Below are 18,980 nucleotides of genomic sequence, written 5' to 3' on the forward strand. Positions count from 1 at the left end.
ACATCATTAATTTTCAACACTTTAAAGATTAGGATGACAATATTTAAGCAAATCACTGATAAAACAAAAGAGATATACTTCCTGTATTGAGAAAGCCCTTTACAAGATGTCAAATATTGGACGAGTAAGACGTAATTTTATAATTGAGACATTTTGCCTATTATTAAGCATTATAGGGAAAATAAATTTTTTACAATTGGCTCGTTATGGCACCAAAAACGAACTGACCTATAGAAAACAATTTGCGAAGTCTTTTGATTTTATGGAATTTAATCGTCATTTACTTGAAGAGTGTTATATAAAGGAGACAGCACCTCTTTGGCTTGATTTAAAATATTCACAATAGTGCCATCTCCTACTTTAAATGATGTAAGCTCTTCCACAAGAACCAATACGATTTAAAGGGATATAATCCTCAATGTACAAACTTACATTTAAAGAATGCAAATGAGAACCTTATTAAACAGCAGCTTTGATATTCGAAGGGATACAACCTTTATGTATTCACACTATTTTTATGATTATTGGAAAGTTTATCTTCAATATCTTTCACTTTTTCATGAAGTATAGCATTCTCTTTCGATAAAGCTCTGACTTTTGACATAACGCTGTCTATTTCTTTCAATAACGACTCAACCTGCATTTTTAATACTCGATTCTCTTGTTATAAACAAGCCACTGCTCTCATGATTACAAAGATTCATTTATCTTGAGAACTTAGAAAAAATGAATACTCAAAGTAATCAACAACACAGCCTATCATTATCAACATGGGCACTAAAACAACGTGATAGAGGATTTTATTAGGTTTTTCCACTCAAAAAGAGCCTGAATATTTACAATATGGTTACCCGTTTTTTTTCATATACACGATTCATGGAAGAACCACAAAAAAAAACGAAATTAAAAGAGACAGTATCATCTTCATAAGAGTCCCTCTTTTTGGTACCAAGAAAGTACATTTTTAAGGCCTGATTTAATATTATACTTAGGTTTAATCCCTAATTCCTGATACAAATGATTATTATCACAAGCCCAATTCATTGCAGTAAGTTCTTTATATTTGTCCCTATTCAGATTAGATGGAACCTTAAAGATCTTTATTTTCAACTCCATTATCTCCACAATGAATTTGAGAATAAATTTTGGGATCTTAATTCTTAATGTTTTCACGTTTAACACTGCTTTGGCTTGAAGCATAAAATACTCTACGCTATAAGTGTTCCCATCAGATACTTGAAAAATTCTATTTATGATATTAGACGTGGTGACATTCTCAATGACTGTTACAAGATCTTCTACATGAATAAAAGAGAGCTGTTGCTTAGGATTAGCCAGATATGGTTCAAGTCTCCATCGTATGACACTAAATATCTCAAGAAAATCTTTATCTCGAGGACCATACACCGCAGTAGGCCTGATAATAATATAGGGTATAGTAGATTGATCTTGTAAAAATATTTCTGCTTTTCTTTTGCTACGTCCATAAGCCGTCACAGGATTTGGTATATCCTCTATGCCAACAGGTTTTCCTGAAATAGGATTTCCAGGCCCCATCGCAGCAAGGCTACTAATAAAGACGAACTTTTTAGGAGAAGTTGACAAGTGACTTAAACTATCATACAAATTCTGAGTACACCGAAAGTTTACTTTATCATATTGATTTTGAGTCGTTGCAATAGTAACTCCTGCATTATGAATCACATAATCAATATCAACTCCACTCTCATTTAATTCATTCCACACCTTAACCAAATGGTTTGGATCTGCTAAATTGAGTGTTAGAAGCTGAATCTTATCGACAGGAAGCAGGTTCAATTTACTTGAACTACGGACTCCAGCAATAACATGGTGCCCTTGAGCTAGACACTTCTCGACAAGGAAACTACCGATAAAACCAGTAGCTCCAGTAATTAGAATATTAGCCATATAGTGAAGTTTAAGTTTTCCCCAGAGACCTACTCTGGGGAAAATAAAGTTATAGAGACTTGATGTAACAACGTCTTCTTTTATGTTGTTCTCCGTTAAAGAAACGCCACATTTGATGTATTTTTTTGTTATCCTCCAATTCGATATTGGTTTCAGCTTTTGTGATACCTAGATCGAATGCACCCTTGGTAATATCATGCATAATGATTGCATTCACCCCTTTTCCTTGATACTCTTTATCGACAGCAATAAGATAAAGGTCTGCACAATCATTTTTCTTTAAGGCACGAAACATATGAAACACCCCCATTGGAAAAAGTTTCCCTCTTGCTTTTTGAAGTGCTTTCGTAAAAGAAGGCATACTAATACCTACACCAACAATTTTATCATTATGATCCATTACCACCCCTATCATCTTGAGGTTTACGAAACTAAGATACGTTTTAGTATAATACTTCTTTTGAGCCTCATCAAGTTCTATATAGCCATACAGATCTTTATAAGAGTCATTTATCAGCGAAAATATCTCATCTGCATGTTTCTTTAGCTCTCTACGAGAAGAGAAATATACACTTCTCAAATTATGGATTTTTTTACAACGAGACGAAAGCTTACCGATACGACTCAATACTTTCTCCTCGGGATACAAAAGAAACTCAATCCAATCGGTACTTTTCGAGAACTCTAAAGCATCAATATGCATTTCATAATAAGGGAAATTGTAATTTGTCGCCATTGTACCATCACGATCATGACCTTCAATTAACAACCCTTGACGATCCATATCGGTAAAGCCCATAGGGCCATGGACAATATCCACCCCTTCACTCTTCAACCATTCACATGCTTTCTCCATTAGCAAGTGAGAAACATTTTTATCATCAATAAAGTCGAACAAACCAAATCGACCAATTTTTTTATTAATCTTCTTTTGCTCTCTTGTATTAATAATAGCACAAATACGTCCTACAATTTTATTTTGTTTCCAAGCCAAGAAATATTTGACACGACAAAAAGAGAGTGCTGGATTTTCATCACTCAGACATTTTTGTTCATCTAAATGGAGGGGGAAAGCTACTTGTTTATTTTCCTTATAGAGATCCGTATAAAATTTGATAAATTTCTTTATATCTTTTTTAGAAGAAACTTCCTTTATCTCAATTGACATAATTCACCTTTTAAAATATTATGTTCTTTGAGAACTGCCGCAATATTTTCGATTGCAAAGTCAATTTGTTCTTTTGTATGAACCGCAGTAAGAGAAAAACGTAGCAATGCATCATTCTCTTTAACTCCAGGAGCTACAACAGGATTTACATATATACCTCTTTTTAAAATATCTCTCGCTATTTGAAATGTTAGTACACTATCACGAACATAAATTGGAATGATGGGAGTTTCTGCCATACCAATATCGAATCCTATCTCTTTCATACATCGTATTGCATACAATGTGTTATCCCAAAGACGCAATCTATGAGAGTCATCTGAACGAATAACACGAAGTGTTGCCAAAGCAGAAGCCGTAGATGAAGGAGGAAGACTTGCACTAAACATATAGGTTCTAGACGCATGGTTAAGATATTCAATGATATCATTGGATCCTGCCACAAATCCACCAACAGAAGCCAAAGATTTGCTAAAGGTACCCCCAATAAGGTCTACTTCATCCGTTACTCCATAGTGAGAGGAAGTTCCCGCACCATGATTGCCAATAACTCCAATAGCATGGGCACAATCTACAAAAGTGAACGCATCATGTTTTTTTGCGACTTCAACAATTTTATCTAATCTAGCAATGTCACCATCCATAGAGAAGATACCGTCCGTTACAATTAGCTTAGTCCCCTTTTTAGAAGAGATATGATTTAACTTCTGCTCCAAACTCATAGGAGAATTATGACGGTATTTTATTCGTTGTGCCATACTCATACGACACCCATCAATAATAGATGCATGGTCTAGTTCATCAATTAATATATAATCGTTTTTACCAACCATAGCAGGAATAACTCCCGTATTAACCTGAAACCCTGTAGGAAATACAATAGTGCGTTCTTTTCCTAGCCATTCGGCTAATTCATTTTCAAGTTTATGGTGAAGGTCAATAGTACCATTCATAAAACGGCTTCCTGTACAAGAAGTACCATATTTTTTAATTGCTTGGATACTTGCCTCCTTAACCTCAGGATGGTTATTTAATCCAAGATAATTGTTCGATCCAAACATTAAAACCTCTTTCCCATCAATGATACTAGTATCCGATTGATTAGAAGAAATTTCTTTAAAATAAGGATACATATCTGCTTCCTTAAGCAGTCTTGCTTGCATTATCAGATTATTGTTTCTGACAAAATCATATTTACTCATTCTTTAAAACGTTTTAATGATTTAAATAAATTGTTCTATATAGAAGATATGTGTACTCTTAATGTTGATACTTTTTTATCCAAGATCTCAGAATATCTATATCAGCAGTGTAATCGCTCTTATTTGCAACTAAATTATACTCTTCCAATGGATCAGATTCAAGATCATAAATTGCAATAACACTCTCTCCATCATATTGATACAACATACGATCCATTGTAAATTGATAACACTCGTTGATGATCGAAATTGAAAACTTTGGTTGATCTGGGTCAAAAAGATTATGGCCTGGAATGTCTACGGAAACAGGGATATTCAGATACTCCATCACCGTTGGATAAATATCTATTTGTTGCGCACTTTGACAATCGACTCCTTTCAAGTCATTCCCCGGATCAAAAAAAATGAGCGGAATATGAAATGCTTTTTCTGAAGTTGCATAATTTTTATGCCAAGCTTTAATGGAGTGATCGGCAGTAATAACAAAAAGAGTATTGTTATACCACGGCATTAGACTAACTTCTTTAAAAAACATACGTAGAGCATGATCTGTATAAGAAATCGTTGGCTCAATACCATTCTCTCCTTGAGGAAATTTCCCGTTATATTCAGAAGGTAACACAAAAGGATTGTGCGATGTAAGGGTGAATACAGTGGAGAAGAAAGGTTTGGGTCCATTGTCTAGCTCATGAGCCATATATTTTAGATATGGTTCATCCCAAATCCCCCATGTCCCATCAAAATCTCTTTTTGGGAAAGGATACTGATCTAATCCACGATAATTAGCCACACCACTAAATTTGCAAAAATCACGAAACCCCATTGTGGCATTATGTGAGCCATGAAAGAAATATGTTTCGTATCCTAACTCGCTTAGTTGTTTTGGCAATGTAGCAACAGGTTTCTTCTCTTTTTGCAGAATATATGGTGTTTGCATTGCAGGGATTGATGCAAAAACTGCAGGAAGTGCATCAATACTTTTACGACCATTCGCAGTCGCATGAGAGAAATAATAGCTGTTCTGCATTAATGAGTCCAAAAAAGGAGTATAACCAACTCCTTCTGAATTCAACAACTTGGAAGCTTCAGCAGTGAAACTTTCCAAAATGATCACGATAACATTTTTATTCACAGGGACTACTGGCGAAACAATATTTTTCTTCTCTACCGACCTATTATCAGAAATCTTTATACAAGGATATAGAGCAGACTCCCATAAAGAATATGCAGAGTTTAGAGATATAGAAGCAGTAATAGGTTCATGAAGAGAAGATACCGAATCTACGGATCTTAAACACCTCGAAGATATATCAATGCATCCTTTCATACCAATACCCCACATAAAAACAAAGCATATCACTATCGGATAAACGTTGTTATTTGTTTCTTTTTTGTTCTCAACCCATGTTTTGGATCTCTTGAAAACTAGAAACAGAACAATCAATAATATAAATAAAAGAACAAAAGCATACCAATAAGTAAAAAGAAACTCTAGTCCTAAACTTTCCATATTCGCCTGCGTTCCCAAATAATCAAAAATCGAAAATGTGATTCTTTTCAACGTAAAAGCGAAATAGAAAACATCGACTAAGTTTGTAATAAGAATAACCGTATTTACAATAACAAAGAGCGTCATCAATACAGATTCTATGATTTTATTATAAGTATATCGATAAAATTGAAGAAAAAGAATCAATAATGGCGTATTATAAAGACATAAGGTTGCGATATCATATCTTAAACCAACTAAAAAAATAGGAATATACTTTTCGATGGAGACATTTTGAAATAATGAATAGTTAAATAACACAAATAAGATTCTACACAACTGAAGAATCAGTAGCATCGAACCCATCAAAAAAGTGACTCTCTTTACAGATTTAATCATTTTAATCGTTTTTAGAACGTAACCTCTATACGACATCGTATTCCACTTCTATCAGAGAAGCTATCAAAACTTTTATCTTTATTAATACGATAGACATATTCAACACGAAGACATTTGAAAATATTTGTAACACCAACACTTGTCTCCATGTATGGGACATTACTAGATGTTGTAAAGAATGAAGGAATCTCCATCACACTATTATGATTTCCCGTTAGCTTTCCATAGTATGCCTTAAACGTAAACATTTCTCTAAGATTTAGATTCTTAATCAACGGAATCTTGTTAAAAAGAATTCCACCAGTATTATATGCTAAATGCGTATTTAAGTATATATCACTGATATAAGAAGTGTGATGTAAAAGGTTATAGTGATATCTAGCAGAACCAAGATCTCTCGAACCTTTTGTCATATTCAATACCGGATATGGGACATCTCCTATAATACCACCAAATTCAATTAATGTTTTCAAAAAGGTTGGTCCAATATTAACTCGATTTTTAAATGATATGTTCAACTGAGCATAATACCCAGACTTTGGCACATCTAAATTATTTATATTGTAATGCCCCAATAGCATTCCAACATGAATAATAGGTTTTTCATTACCATAATAAATTCTAGAAAAAAACAATTCATCATAATCTTGATCAAATGAAAAACGAGTATCAAACAATATGGATTGCGTATCAAAATATGGTAACGATTTTCCATCAGAAACAAACGGAACATTGAGATTGCTATAATTTCTATTTACAGAACCTCTCCACATAAAACCTAAGCTCTTCGAAACTTCATACTCAAAAGCAAGATCTAAATGTTGATTTTTCATCACATATGGATTCGGTTCAAATGAAGTATAAGAAGAGATGATATTCCCACCCCCTTTTTGATATGGATTCTCTTGAATAAATTCCATAAATTTATTTCGTGTTAGATCGAAATAATCATAATGATATTTACTCGATATAATTGCTCTTTTAGGAGATCTAAACTGATAGCCGATATTTGCACCATAGTCAAAGGCTTTACTTTTGAAACCATAGCCAAGATATCCTCCGACAGTAAAATTATCAAACATCTTTGCACTTGTTCGTAAAGGAAGTGTTACCTTGCTACCCTCAATCTCATTGGTGGAATAAAATGCAAAATAGGGTCCGATATCTATTTTATTTAGATTATAATAACCATTAAGTGTCATTGCACCAAATCGATCGATATTTTTAAGAAGAACATTATTTTTTAATTTATTTATGCCTACTTCAGCCTTCTGTTCCATACTATCCATCGGGGCATAAATACGAACTGACTGAAGTATAGAATCTTGTCTTCCTGTCGCAACTAAATGTGTTGAAACCCCTTGTTTTCTTTGGTCTAACACACGATAAGTATTGACCTTTTGAACCAATAGAGGCTTACCATCTAGCTCATCCTTTTTTTTGAATATAGAAAGATCTAACTTCACTTTTTGCTGGTTATAAAACCATTTCCCTTGGGCATCTTTAGCATAATTGACTGATACAGAAAAATTATTCACAAAATTAATGTTGGCTTCATTAGGGAGTTCTGCGTGTACCTCTGTTAAAGACCATGTTTCACTATCCACCCAAAAGTATCCAGAGAAAGTGATATTTTTCTTACTTTTTGGAAAGAACTTGAACTTATACTGCTTGTACTCACCATCTGAAATACTGTCTGTTAAATATGTATTATAATATAGGGATGACAGTTTTGAAATCGGACTAGGAAAACCACGTTGAAATACAACAATTTGACTCTTATAGAAATTTACATCTGAAGTTAATCGTTTGTTAAGCACTCCCTTGATTTGATCCTTCACCTCTGTCATCACTGCATTATTTTGACTCAAAATAACGTGCAAACTATCTTTTTCTCCTTTTTTGTGTCGATAACAATCGGTGATATTCTCTTCTAAGAAGAAAGGCATCATCACAGTAGAATCTGAAATGCTTATCATCGCATCCACCTGATTCTTGAAAATCTTTGAATTAGATATACTCTCTTTGTTTATATTATTAAGAAATACTGACGTTCGAGAATAATCACGAAAAGAGACATTTCTGCGATTGTCAGGATTGTTCTTTTTGCGGTTTTTTATGATCTTTCTAAGAAGTATTTTATCATACGATTTATTGGGAACAACCAATACCGTTTCCAAATTAATATTCTCCTGTTCTAAAACAATTTGAATGTCTTGTTTATATGAAGTTACATTGTAAGTCATGGAGTTATAGCCAAGATAACGCACAACAAGCTCAGCAGGGAGAGAGGGGATCTCTAATTTAAATTCTCCATCTACATTTGTAACGACACCGATATAGGTGCCTTTAACAAGTATTTGAACAAAAGGCAGAGCTTCTTTTGTCTTTGAATCCACTATCTTTCCCTTGATCCCTTCACCAAAAAGATGAAGTGTAGAAAACGAAAACAAAAAAGTTAGCACAGTCACTAATTTTAACATATAATGCAAAAATGAAAGTTTATAAATATAATTAAAATTGATTCTCTTTGCAACATCCTATTGCATATATTTCCTTATAATAACTGCGAATATAGTTTAATAGTATTTAGGTTTTATATTATTAACTTTCATAAACACTTAAACCATATTAAAAATAACATATAGCAACAATTCACCTTTAAAGGCCAATAGATACATGTCTCAAACCACAACTTACATAATCAATTAAATAACCACTCATGTTATTTATAGGCTAACTTCGATTCACTTAAATGACAGAGACTTAAAAGACATTTACTAAGCATTTTTATGGTTCTTCCATAAATCGCCTATATAAACAAATGACTTGAAAATATATCCTATAGTTACTTCTTACACAAAGCGCTATATACTATGATTACCAGCATTATATGCAAACCAAAAACTCAAAATACAATTAAGAAATGCTACCGTTAGTTTACCATATACATGTTCCATTATTCCTTTTGTAGACCTTATCTTACTAGCTCTTTGTATTTCTGTTTTCTCGGTTAACCAAGAGAACATTGCTTCAATAGTTTGTCTTACTTTAGTCACAGTTATATTATATAAATCATCTACTGCTTCTTCTCTTTGTTGATCATAAGTATTTCATTTACTGCATTAATAGGAGTTAATATTTCTGAATTATACAGTTTTTCACTTGCTGGCAAAATTCATTAAGCATGTATATTTTATCTCCGAAGAAGGTTCTGTTTCTCATCCCCGACTACCTCTTCTTGTAAACAACAATATCGTTCACATACACAGGAGTAAAAAGAATTTACTCAAAAATGGTAAAATATCTTATCGTCTCATTCCTAGCATATGGAGTTTCATTCAATAACAGCAAACGACTTTCGAAGAACAATATCATTTATTGGCTACTTCGTTGACCACCTTGCTTTTACGATTACAATAGCACATTATAATTGGCATAACATTGATCGATAATACAATCAATAGATTGAGTATCTTCAAGTAATAACTCAGACAATCTAGTAAAAGCTCCACAGAAACGATTAAGGCGATTACAGAATACTTGATATGATCCTAAATTTGGAAACCAGTCAGACAAGTAATCACATACAGGGCTTGTTTATGAGTTATTTAAATGATAAAAGGTCAACTATTCATATTATATTTTGATTTGTAAAAACAGATATAAATTATGAATAACGATCTTTCAAGTGCCGAAATTAGAAGATTCAATGATAAATCACAAGTTAAATTAGAAGATAATCGGAGTCATGTAGGACCTAAGTACGAATTTGCTTTTGTGATAACGCTGTTTATTATCTCGATTCTGATAAGCTATAATCATCTAAGGATGAATAAAATTCATCGTAATATGGTTCGTCATTACGAGAAACTATAATAGTTAAAACAACTTAAATATTTTAAGAAAAGAATTTGTATACAACACTGATAAAATACACGATTTCTTTGCTGCTTAAATCTCTTGAACAAGCCCTGTAAATTTTTATTAAATTGAAAACAAAAAAGGTTCTTCCATGAATTGCGTATATGAACAAAAAACGGATAAATATATTCTATAGTAATTTCTTCTATAAAGCGCTAATGACTAAGAATACCAGTAGTATATATGTGAATCAAGGGTTCAAAACATAATTAATAAATAGTGCCGTGAGTTTACCAAATACATGTACCATTAATCCTTTTGTAGACCTTACTAGCTCTTTGTATTTCTGTTTTCTCGATTAACCAAAAGAACATTGCTTCAATAGGTTGTCTTACTTTAGACACAGCTCTGTTATATAAACCATCTGCTTCTTTTATTTTTTTTATTTACGTTAAGTATTTCATCTACTGCATTAATAGGAGTCAATATTTCTAAATTAGACAATTTCTTTACTTGCTGGTTAAATTCAATGATTCGTTACTACTCGAAGCTTAAGAATGAGGAATAAACATTTGAAAAAAAGTCTGATCCCGAATAATGCATCTCAACGAAACAAAACCAAATACATTGATCAAGATGCAGCTTTTCATCTTGATCTAAACAAAACAGGAAATGACTTAAAAGTCTTTATTTCTATCAAACACCTTCAACACGACTTTCAGTGCTTTTCGGAATGGAGCAAAAAAGAGATGAAAGAGTTCTGGAATTTCAACACAAAACTTCATGAGTTGACATGGAAAGATGTTTACGCTTCTGCTCGAAAAAGCAACAAGTCTGGTGTAGGATATACAGTAATCCCAATCAAAAATTACCCAGACTCCTCTTTCAAGGAAAATCTATCTCAAGATATTACAATATTAGAATTAAGAGTGAATAAAAAGATTCGAGTTCATGGATTTCGAAACAGTTCCGTCTTCTTTCTATGTTGGTTAGATAAAAACCATAAAATAACATCGTAAGATCAGATCTCTCCCTGCCCCTGTAAAAGACATTATAAAATAGGCTCGGCTAAAAGTAAAAAAAGATACTGCACAAAAACAGACTACAATTAAAACCCTAAAAATAAACAACAAGAGATAAGATCAAGAAAGAGTCAGTTCATCTTCTCAATCTTCTTTTTAAACAGAAATCTTTGAGGCATCGTTAAAGAAGAGTGCTCTATCAAATGCATATTATTTGAAAAAAACATATTAGATTGACGCTCTACTATTTGATCTAATCGAGACAAGGGTTGAAACGAATTCATCAATATTCCTTTCTCAGCAACAGAAGCCGTAAAGAATCTATTTCGCATCCCATTCTTCATCAACAGATCCATAATCAGATATCGTACATGACTAAAATGAATCTTGATAAAGTCATTTAATTCTGAAAGGTAGTATTCAGTACGCATATAACTTTTAGGGACAACCAAAATTGTCCCCTTATAAATCTCTTCAATATGAAATAAACTATTTGTCATATCTTGCTTTAAATACTTCATCAATCCACTTCAAACCTTCAATCACAATATTGTGAGCTTCGCTAAATTCTAACAATTAAGCAAAACAACTACTTCTAATACAATTAAACATATAAAACCTTACACGCAAACTTTTAATCCTTGTATTTCAAATACAAAATAACATATTGCAATATAGCACACTGTATATGAAATACAAAATTCAATAAACTAAAATCGATAGATACAAAAATGAAATATAAATATGTAATAGAACTGTACACCTACAGAATTAAATTCCATCCCCAAAGACCATAAATCAATTCACATCAAAGAATCATACGAAAACCAACAAGAGGTTGCCTAATTGGGATAAATCCCCACAACACTACGAGCCCTAAAACGTTCTTTGGACTTCATGATACAATTGTTATCAACAACATGGAGTGATTCCTACATAATGAAAATCACTCAGACAACAATTATAGAATCCGCTCCATAATAACCTATCGAAACAGAACAAATCATCGGTTCCGCTGTATACCTTTTTAGAAACAGATGTACCCAAACAAGCGGTAAAAAATGCTATAAATAATTATATTGGGGGAAATTACAGAATAGATGCATCCATCAAACGTTAAAATAGGACAGAATGAATATCGAACCTATCAACTGATCACGTTGATCGAAGAAGGAAAGATACATTTCGAACAAAATATCGAATGGAACACTCGACACCAAAGCATGTCGATAGAGTCCATATTGTTAGGACTTACGATGACACCATTCTATGTAGACGCATCAGATCCAAATGCATGGTTTCTATTAGATGGGAACAAACGCCTGTATTCTCTATCTCGCTTTTTGAAAGGAAACTTTTGTTTGAACTCTTTGGATTTCTTTCCAAATCTCAATGGATGCTATTTCGCCGACCTCTCTTTCGGAATACAAAGAAAGCTCACTGAAGCGATGTTCAAAGTCTATACCATCAATCAAGGAGTCAGTGCTGAGATACGCTACAACTTAGCTTTACGCATCGTGCCCGATTTACAAAAACAGCAAAACTACCGATATATAGAGACCTTGCTAGACTCACAATGCAGGGAGGCGTTAAAAGATTGGCTGAATGGTAGTAGTTATGATTTTATCAAAAAACAATTTGACACAAAGTCTTCTTATCGATTCGTATTAGAATATTTCAGGATAAAAATGTCTCTAGAAGAAGAGGCAAAGATCAATTTAAACACCCCTATAGAGCAAATTGTATTTCGATTAAATAATAAGGGAGTTCACGGTTTATCTTCATGGAAGCGTGGCATGGAACGAATATCCTATCTTTTTAAAGACACAAAACACTCCTATCTAAATAAGAAGACCATCCCTATTTGGATCTATATTCTAGGAGAGTATATGGGAAGCAGTCAATATGAGGAGATAAGTCACCATAGAGACATTTTTCTAGAAGAGTGGGCCAATTTCTACTTAAAGAAAGAGAACAGTCGTTTGTTTACAAAAGCAAATCCAAAAGAGATTTATAATAAAATGATTAAATGGATCGATCAATGATTAAACGTATAAAGATAGAGAATTTCAAAGCACTACAGGAAGTAGATCTTACCACTAAAAAGTTGAATATTTTTACTGGATTAAATGGAATGGGAAAATCTACGATACTCCAATCATTGCTGTTGCTAAGACAATCGTTTCAACCCCCATTCGACACCCTCTACCTAAACAACCATCTGATCGAATTAGGAACATTTCGAGAGATATTCTGCGAAAACCCTTCTAGCAATCAACTCTCGCTGATGTTACAGTGGGAAGAGGGGAGCCAGCTATCCATTGAGAGAACTTATGATACCTCTTTAGAGAGTCAAAAATCCATAAAAGGAGAGGCTTTAGACAACGAATCGTTAAAAGAACATGCCCTTTTCGCCGAGGATACATTCAAATATTTGAGCGCACATAGGATGAAACCATCAGATGTATATGAGATGAATGCATCCCTTATAGATAAACGCCAATTGGGCAATGAGGGTGAGTTTGCACCACACTACTATCATCTAAACAAAAATGAGAATATAGGCATCAAGGCGTTGGCATTCGATGAAGACGATCACATTTTCTCTTTAGAACACCAACTAAACCAATGGTTGGGAGTGATTAGCCCAAAGATTATTGTAAATACAGAGAGTGTCAATGGAAATATGATTCAGTTAACCTACTCTTATGTGACGGCACATGGCAACACCTCTAGCTATCTACCAAAGAATGCAGGTTTTGGTTTAACATACGTATTCTCCGTTTTAGTCGCACTCCTTACAGCCAGAGAGGGAGATATCCTTGTGATAGAAAATCCTGAATCGCATATACACCCCAAAGGGCAGACAGAACTTGCTCGTTTAATGGCTTTGGCTGCTAAGAGTGGGGTACAGATATTTTGTGAAACGCATAGCGATCATATTATCTATGGTACAAGAATTGCAATCAAAGAGAGAGAGATTGATAAAGATGAGGTCACTCTCTATTATATTGACAGAGATGATATCGAACATTTCTCTGTAGCACACAAGATTGAAATAGACAAATATGGACGTTTAGATCGCAATGCAAGAAAATATTTCAATGAGTTCGAGAGCCATCTAAACCGATTGATGTGATGATAAACGACCTCTATTTCAACGAACTCTCGTTAGATAAATCTTTTGTACTCCTTCCCAAAGATAGAGAGGAGGCAAAAGCATTACTTCTATAATTTATTCATACGACCTTATCTTATGTCTTGGCCAAAGGTGTTGATGAAGACATTCAAGTTATTGTTCATGAACAATTTCCTCTTCTTACATCCTTCGGTCTATCTGATCATTACACAGTAAAAGAGGCACTATTGGAGCTATATGAAGAAGAGAAAATCTCCGAAACAGAAAAAGAAAAGTTTCAGATGCTCTTAGGTGACTCTTTTTCTACCTCGTGGAACGGAACCCATATTTTTCAAGACAGAGAGGTCTTTGGTATAGGAAAAGCCAAAGAAGAGCAAGGCTATGTCGTGAGCTTTAACACACATTTTAAAGAGAGTGATTACGACTGGAGTCACTCTCAATATAGAATCCAAAGAACTCATCCCAATGAAGCGTATGACTTTGAAAGAAATATCGCATCATCGAAACATGTGTTTTTGAAATATCAGATATGGAAACAAAACAGCACAAAATCAAAACCAAAACATTCGAACCTACTGCCCAACAAAGCCTCAAGCGATCATATTCCTGAAGCTTATGGCTTTTCAAACTGGAAGGGTTTCTATTCTAAAATCCAATCTGTAAATAAAAGCACCATAAAACAGATATCTAAGATTGTCGCCATCGTTAATGGCTGGAAAGAGTCTAAAGATTGTCCAGGACAACCACGGCTACTCTTTCAGTCTAAGAAACTATATTTGGCAACCGATACCCAACATGCTACTTTCGAAGTATATTTTGGAAAGAGAGATCATCGAGGAGAGATCTTTTATCATGAAGACATTATAAACGAAGACAAAAGAGATCCCCAAAGAGGTATTTGTGGTAAAAAAGGGAAAAAATAGAATCAGGATAAAAGGCCTTTAAACAAAGGTGATTTGCAGTTTGCAGTTTCCATTTTACAAGTTTTCACCACAAATTGCTTCATCAATAAATGATGTAACAATTATTGATGCTGCAACACCTGGGAGTTAGGAATCGCATGCTTCCTATGGTTATTTCAACATTTGGTTGCTTCAATATATTGAAGACTACAGATTCAAGGAATATTACACGAAGTCTCGTGCAATCACGAAGCGGGAGCTTCGAGGATCCCAGGTGTTGTTACCACATGGGTTTGCAGCTACTATACCACAAATTATCACCACAAATTGATTCGTAAATAAATGACTATCAATCATTGATGCTGCAACACCTGGGAGATAGGAAGCTCCTGCTTCCGTTGGTTGCTTCAACATTTGGTTCTTCAATATATTGAAGACTACAAACTCTAGGAGTATTGCACGAAGTCTCGTGCAATCACGAAGCGGGAGCTTCGAGGATCCCAGGTGTTGTTACATCGTATTGAAAACACGAAATTGACACAAATTATATCGACATATGGCCCACATAGGAAGATTTCCCTTGTTGGGGATCGTAAAACAAAATCAAAAACAATACCCTAGATACTTACATATCAACACACTAAAAGCGCTAGACCAAGGCTTTATTTTCCAATCCTTGAAACTACAATGAAACAATAAATACTACTTACTACACCTTTTTTAACCCCAAGTAATTCCACAATATAGATCATCAGATCACAGACACTCTATATAATCGAATATTTGCCTACGCTTGAAAGTACTAAATTAGATAACTCTCATAGAAAAATGACACACCCACAATCTAGAATTCACGATAATAAAAAAAATCAATAGACATGCTTCTTTTCTATTACCAGACGAGTACGCTTTAAAAATATAGTCAACGGTACTAGATGTTCGTTTTCTATCCTGTTTTAGTTTATGTGTGTCGATTGCTGTTCAAGTTTATATGATAATCTAAAAGAAAAGGGTATCAACTAAATTACAAATGCAATGACAACACAGACCAAAAATGTTTTCATTCATTAATCAATTTTACATGTGTAATTGTGAGCGACTTTACCTACTCACAATTACTTATTTAAATAGTCAAACATTTCAGATTTGCTTCTTTTTTAACACCCAATTAACTATGGAAACAATAACATACATCATACTTATTATTATACATACTCCAATAGCACTCATTAATCCTCCTTTATGTGTGCCATTAGGAATATCAATTATGACTCCAGATAAATACAATGCAATAAGGCATCCAGTAATAATGCCCCATGATATACCTTTTACTTTTTTCATATGTTTAAAAATTAGTATCGTGACACAAGTATCAAGACACAAGACTATAATCATGCATCTGTCTGTTTGGTACTTAATCATGATAGTTTCATCGTTTCAAAATTTAATATCGTGAATTCTAGATTGAGATGCAACACTTTTCATAATTATTTACATCATCGTTAATAAATAACAACCACAATGTAGGTTACATCAGAACCATGCAAATTCATCGTGGTAGCTGCGAACCCATGTGTTCGCCCTCATTAGGACAATTTTCATGACATTACAAACAAACCATACCACAAAATGACACTTCAATAAATAACAACAAACATGGAAACATCATGATTGACACATCATGGCAAACACATGGGGTTGCAGCTACTATACCACAAATTATCACCACAAATTGATTCGTAAATAAATGACTATCAATCATTGATGCTGCAACACCTGGGAGTTAGGAAGCTCCTGCTTCCGTTGGTTGCTTCGATATATTGAAGACTACAGAATCAAGGAGTATTACACGAAGTCTCGTGCAATCACGAAGCCCTTCGACAAGCACAGCAACCACCCTTCAACTTTAGGGTGCTGAGCTTGTCGAAGCACAGCAACCTGATTGAAACAAAAGCTCCTAGGTGTTGTTACATCGTATTGAAACTTCGAAATTGACACATCATGGCAAACAGATGAATTTGAAGCCATCATGCATCAAATCGAATATTAATAATACGAATATCAACCCATCGTTGCATCAACACCTGGGAGTTAGGAAGCTCCTGCTTCCGTTGGTTGCTTCAATATATTTCAAACTACAGATTCAGGGAGTATTGCACGAAGTCTCGTGCAATCTCGAAGCCCTTCGACAAGCTCAGGGACCACCCTTCAACTTTAGGGTGCTGAGCTTGTCGAAGCACAGGAACCACCCTTCAACTTTAGGTTGCCGAGCTTGTCAAAGCACAGCAACCTGATTGAAACAAAAGCTCCTAGGTGTTGTTACAACGTATTGGAACCTCGAAATTGACACATTATGACAAACAGATGAATTTGAAGCCATCATGCATCAAATCGAATATTAATAATACGAATATCAACCCATCGTTGCATCAACACCTGGGAGTTAGGAAGCTCCTGCTTCCGTTGGTTGCTTCAATATATTTCAAACTACAGATTCAGGGAGTATTGCACGAAGTCTCGTGCAATCTCGAAGCGGGAGCTTCGAGGATCCCAGGTGTTGTTACAACATATTGAAACTTCGAAATTGAGACAATTTATATCGACCGATGTCGCACCTAGACAAGGCAATGCCTTGTCTCTACCGTTGAAATATTAACTACTACCATTGGGCTATATTTGAAACACAAACAACCTCAAATGATCGCAGCTTGTGAGCACTATCAAATATTATATTTCATTCATCTTCTACATATCGAAACTCCTTGGGTTCTGAATTCTGTCCTGTGAGGCTTAGATAGCAACTTCTATAGTAGGTTTGACCAAACGTATCATAAAGCATTATCCAGAAGTGTTGCACGACGTTTTCGTGGGGCGCAGCCCATAGTGGCAATCGAAGAGGTTGGGCCTCTTGAAATGACAACATACTATGACGATGTGGAACGATCTTCTCCTCCCCCTCTGCATGAATCACCATCAAAGATAGGTCGTTGCTAGACCAACGTGGATGTAGATCTACCCACAGGTCTAGATGGGTTCCTTCTAGCTGTGCTTTGATCGAGCGAATACCTCTCTTTGGATTGCTACTGAGCTCGACTTTCGAAGGGTGAAAACATAACGTAGGATAGTCTCCACTGAATGCGTTTCGAAGAATCGAAGATCGTGCCTGAACATGTCCATTTAAGAAGGGGCTATCTGTAGGGTAGGTAGCATGAACCACCTCTTTGATTCCTCGAAGAAACTGCATGGTGATTTTCATCTTTAACTGTTGGGTGAGTTGTTTTGGAGACTGTTTCTTTCTTTTTTTAGGACAGGATCTAGCTAATTCCACCCCATTTATGTTGTAGCGTACAATAGAGCCAACCAACCCTGACATTTGTCCATCTTTAAATATGGCCATCATTTTTATAGTTTAGTTATACAATTATGAAATGTCCCACATTGGGATTTAATATTTCTTTAAACGGAAATACTTCAGGATAATACATTCGACCTACATGAATCACAAAATCTGTTTTTGATTTTTGACTTCATCCTGATTAGAGGATGAGGACATGTAATATCCATCGTATGGGAGTCAAAAAAATTGAAGACTCAGGTTTATAAAAGCCAAGACCTATAAAATCGACAATACAAAACCCTAAACCTCAACTAGATGACACATTTAAGTTACGTTTTTTTTTCAACAAAACCCCTTATTTTCATCACTTTATCATTCATATATCCTTTTGTCTTACACACTTTTCTGGACAGTGCCTTCATCGGGATTAATAAGGACCAAACAGTTATTTTATTCATCTTTCAAGCGAATCTCATTCATGCTTCATTCACCGAATCGATGAAGAATCGATGAAGAATCGATGAACAAA

At 34.5% G+C, this 18,980-nt stretch carries 15 protein-coding genes; 6 read left to right on the forward strand and 9 right to left on the reverse strand.

The window, feature by feature from the left end:
• Positions 1–106 precede the first annotated feature (106 nt).
• Positions 107–346, forward strand: coding sequence for a hypothetical protein (locus K4L44_10715; protein ID QZE13061.1), 240 nt, complete (start codon positions 107–109; stop codon positions 344–346).
• A gap of 578 nt (positions 347–924) precedes the next feature.
• On the opposite strand, the gene K4L44_10720 is transcribed toward K4L44_10715, so the two are convergent.
• From K4L44_10720 to K4L44_10740, 5 genes are all read right to left on the reverse strand, one after another.
• Entirely contained in the window at positions 925–1,929 is a 1,005-nt protein-coding gene (locus K4L44_10720; protein ID QZE13062.1) for an SDR family NAD(P)-dependent oxidoreductase, read from the reverse strand.
• Between the two features lie 49 nt (positions 1,930–1,978).
• A complete protein-coding gene (locus K4L44_10725; GenBank protein ID QZE13063.1) occupies positions 1,979–3,097 on the reverse strand; it encodes a GNAT family N-acetyltransferase in 1,119 nt (372 codons plus the stop codon).
• Positions 3,082–4,260, reverse strand: coding sequence for an aminotransferase class I/II-fold pyridoxal phosphate-dependent enzyme (locus tag K4L44_10730; GenBank protein ID QZE15995.1), 1,179 nt, complete (start codon positions 4,258–4,260; stop codon positions 3,082–3,084). Before K4L44_10730 ends, K4L44_10725 begins: the two co-directional genes overlap by 16 nt.
• Before the next feature lie 97 nt (positions 4,261–4,357).
• Entirely contained in the window at positions 4,358–6,187 is a 1,830-nt protein-coding gene (locus tag K4L44_10735) for a sulfatase-like hydrolase/transferase (GenBank protein QZE13064.1), read from the reverse strand.
• Positions 6,188–6,198: 11 nt separating this feature from the next.
• Entirely contained in the window at positions 6,199–8,652 is a 2,454-nt protein-coding gene (locus tag K4L44_10740) for a DUF5686 and carboxypeptidase regulatory-like domain-containing protein (protein ID QZE13065.1), read from the reverse strand.
• 1,207 nt (positions 8,653–9,859) lie between these two features.
• Here K4L44_10740 and K4L44_10745 point away from each other — a divergent pair.
• Both K4L44_10745 and K4L44_10750 read left to right on the forward strand, forming a co-directional pair.
• Positions 9,860–10,066, forward strand: coding sequence for a hypothetical protein (locus tag K4L44_10745; protein QZE13066.1), 207 nt, complete (start codon positions 9,860–9,862; stop codon positions 10,064–10,066).
• A 542-nt stretch (positions 10,067–10,608) separates the two neighbouring features.
• Positions 10,609–11,070 carry a hypothetical protein gene (locus K4L44_10750; GenBank protein QZE13067.1) on the forward strand — a complete coding sequence of 154 codons (462 nt, stop codon included), beginning with the start codon at positions 10,609–10,611 and terminating at the stop codon, positions 11,068–11,070.
• A gap of 134 nt (positions 11,071–11,204) precedes the next feature.
• Here K4L44_10750 and K4L44_10755 read toward each other — a convergent pair whose 3' ends face one another.
• On the reverse strand, positions 11,205–11,573 hold the full coding sequence (locus K4L44_10755) for a type II toxin-antitoxin system RnlB family antitoxin (GenBank protein QZE13068.1): 369 nt from the start codon (positions 11,571–11,573) through the stop codon (positions 11,205–11,207).
• A gap of 600 nt (positions 11,574–12,173) precedes the next feature.
• Here K4L44_10755 and K4L44_10760 point away from each other — a divergent pair.
• From K4L44_10760 to K4L44_10770, 3 genes are all read left to right on the forward strand, one after another.
• Positions 12,174–13,118, forward strand: coding sequence for a hypothetical protein (locus tag K4L44_10760; protein ID QZE13069.1), 945 nt, complete (start codon positions 12,174–12,176; stop codon positions 13,116–13,118).
• A complete protein-coding gene (locus K4L44_10765; protein QZE13070.1) occupies positions 13,115–14,212 on the forward strand; it encodes a DUF3696 domain-containing protein in 1,098 nt (365 codons plus the stop codon). Before K4L44_10760 ends, K4L44_10765 begins: the two co-directional genes overlap by 4 nt.
• Positions 14,213–14,334: 122 nt before the next feature.
• Positions 14,335–15,135 (forward strand): hypothetical protein, encoded by an 801-nt coding sequence (locus tag K4L44_10770; protein QZE13071.1) that lies wholly within the window; start codon positions 14,335–14,337, stop codon positions 15,133–15,135.
• Positions 15,136–15,339: 204 nt separating this feature from the next.
• Here K4L44_10770 and K4L44_10775 read toward each other — a convergent pair whose 3' ends face one another.
• The 3 genes from K4L44_10775 to K4L44_10785 form a co-directional block, all read right to left on the reverse strand.
• Positions 15,340–15,528 (reverse strand): hypothetical protein, encoded by a 189-nt coding sequence (locus tag K4L44_10775; GenBank protein ID QZE13072.1) that lies wholly within the window; start codon positions 15,526–15,528, stop codon positions 15,340–15,342.
• A gap of 726 nt (positions 15,529–16,254) precedes the next feature.
• On the reverse strand, positions 16,255–16,455 hold the full coding sequence (locus tag K4L44_10780) for a hypothetical protein (protein QZE13073.1): 201 nt from the start codon (positions 16,453–16,455) through the stop codon (positions 16,255–16,257).
• A 1,393-nt stretch (positions 16,456–17,848) separates the two neighbouring features.
• Entirely contained in the window at positions 17,849–18,514 is a 666-nt protein-coding gene (locus K4L44_10785; GenBank protein QZE13074.1) for a hypothetical protein, read from the reverse strand.
• Positions 18,515–18,980 lie beyond the last annotated feature (466 nt).

The organism is Prolixibacteraceae bacterium (assembly GCA_019720755.1).
GTDB classification, from domain to species: domain Bacteria; phylum Bacteroidota; class Bacteroidia; order Bacteroidales; family Prolixibacteraceae; genus Halosquirtibacter; species Halosquirtibacter laminarini.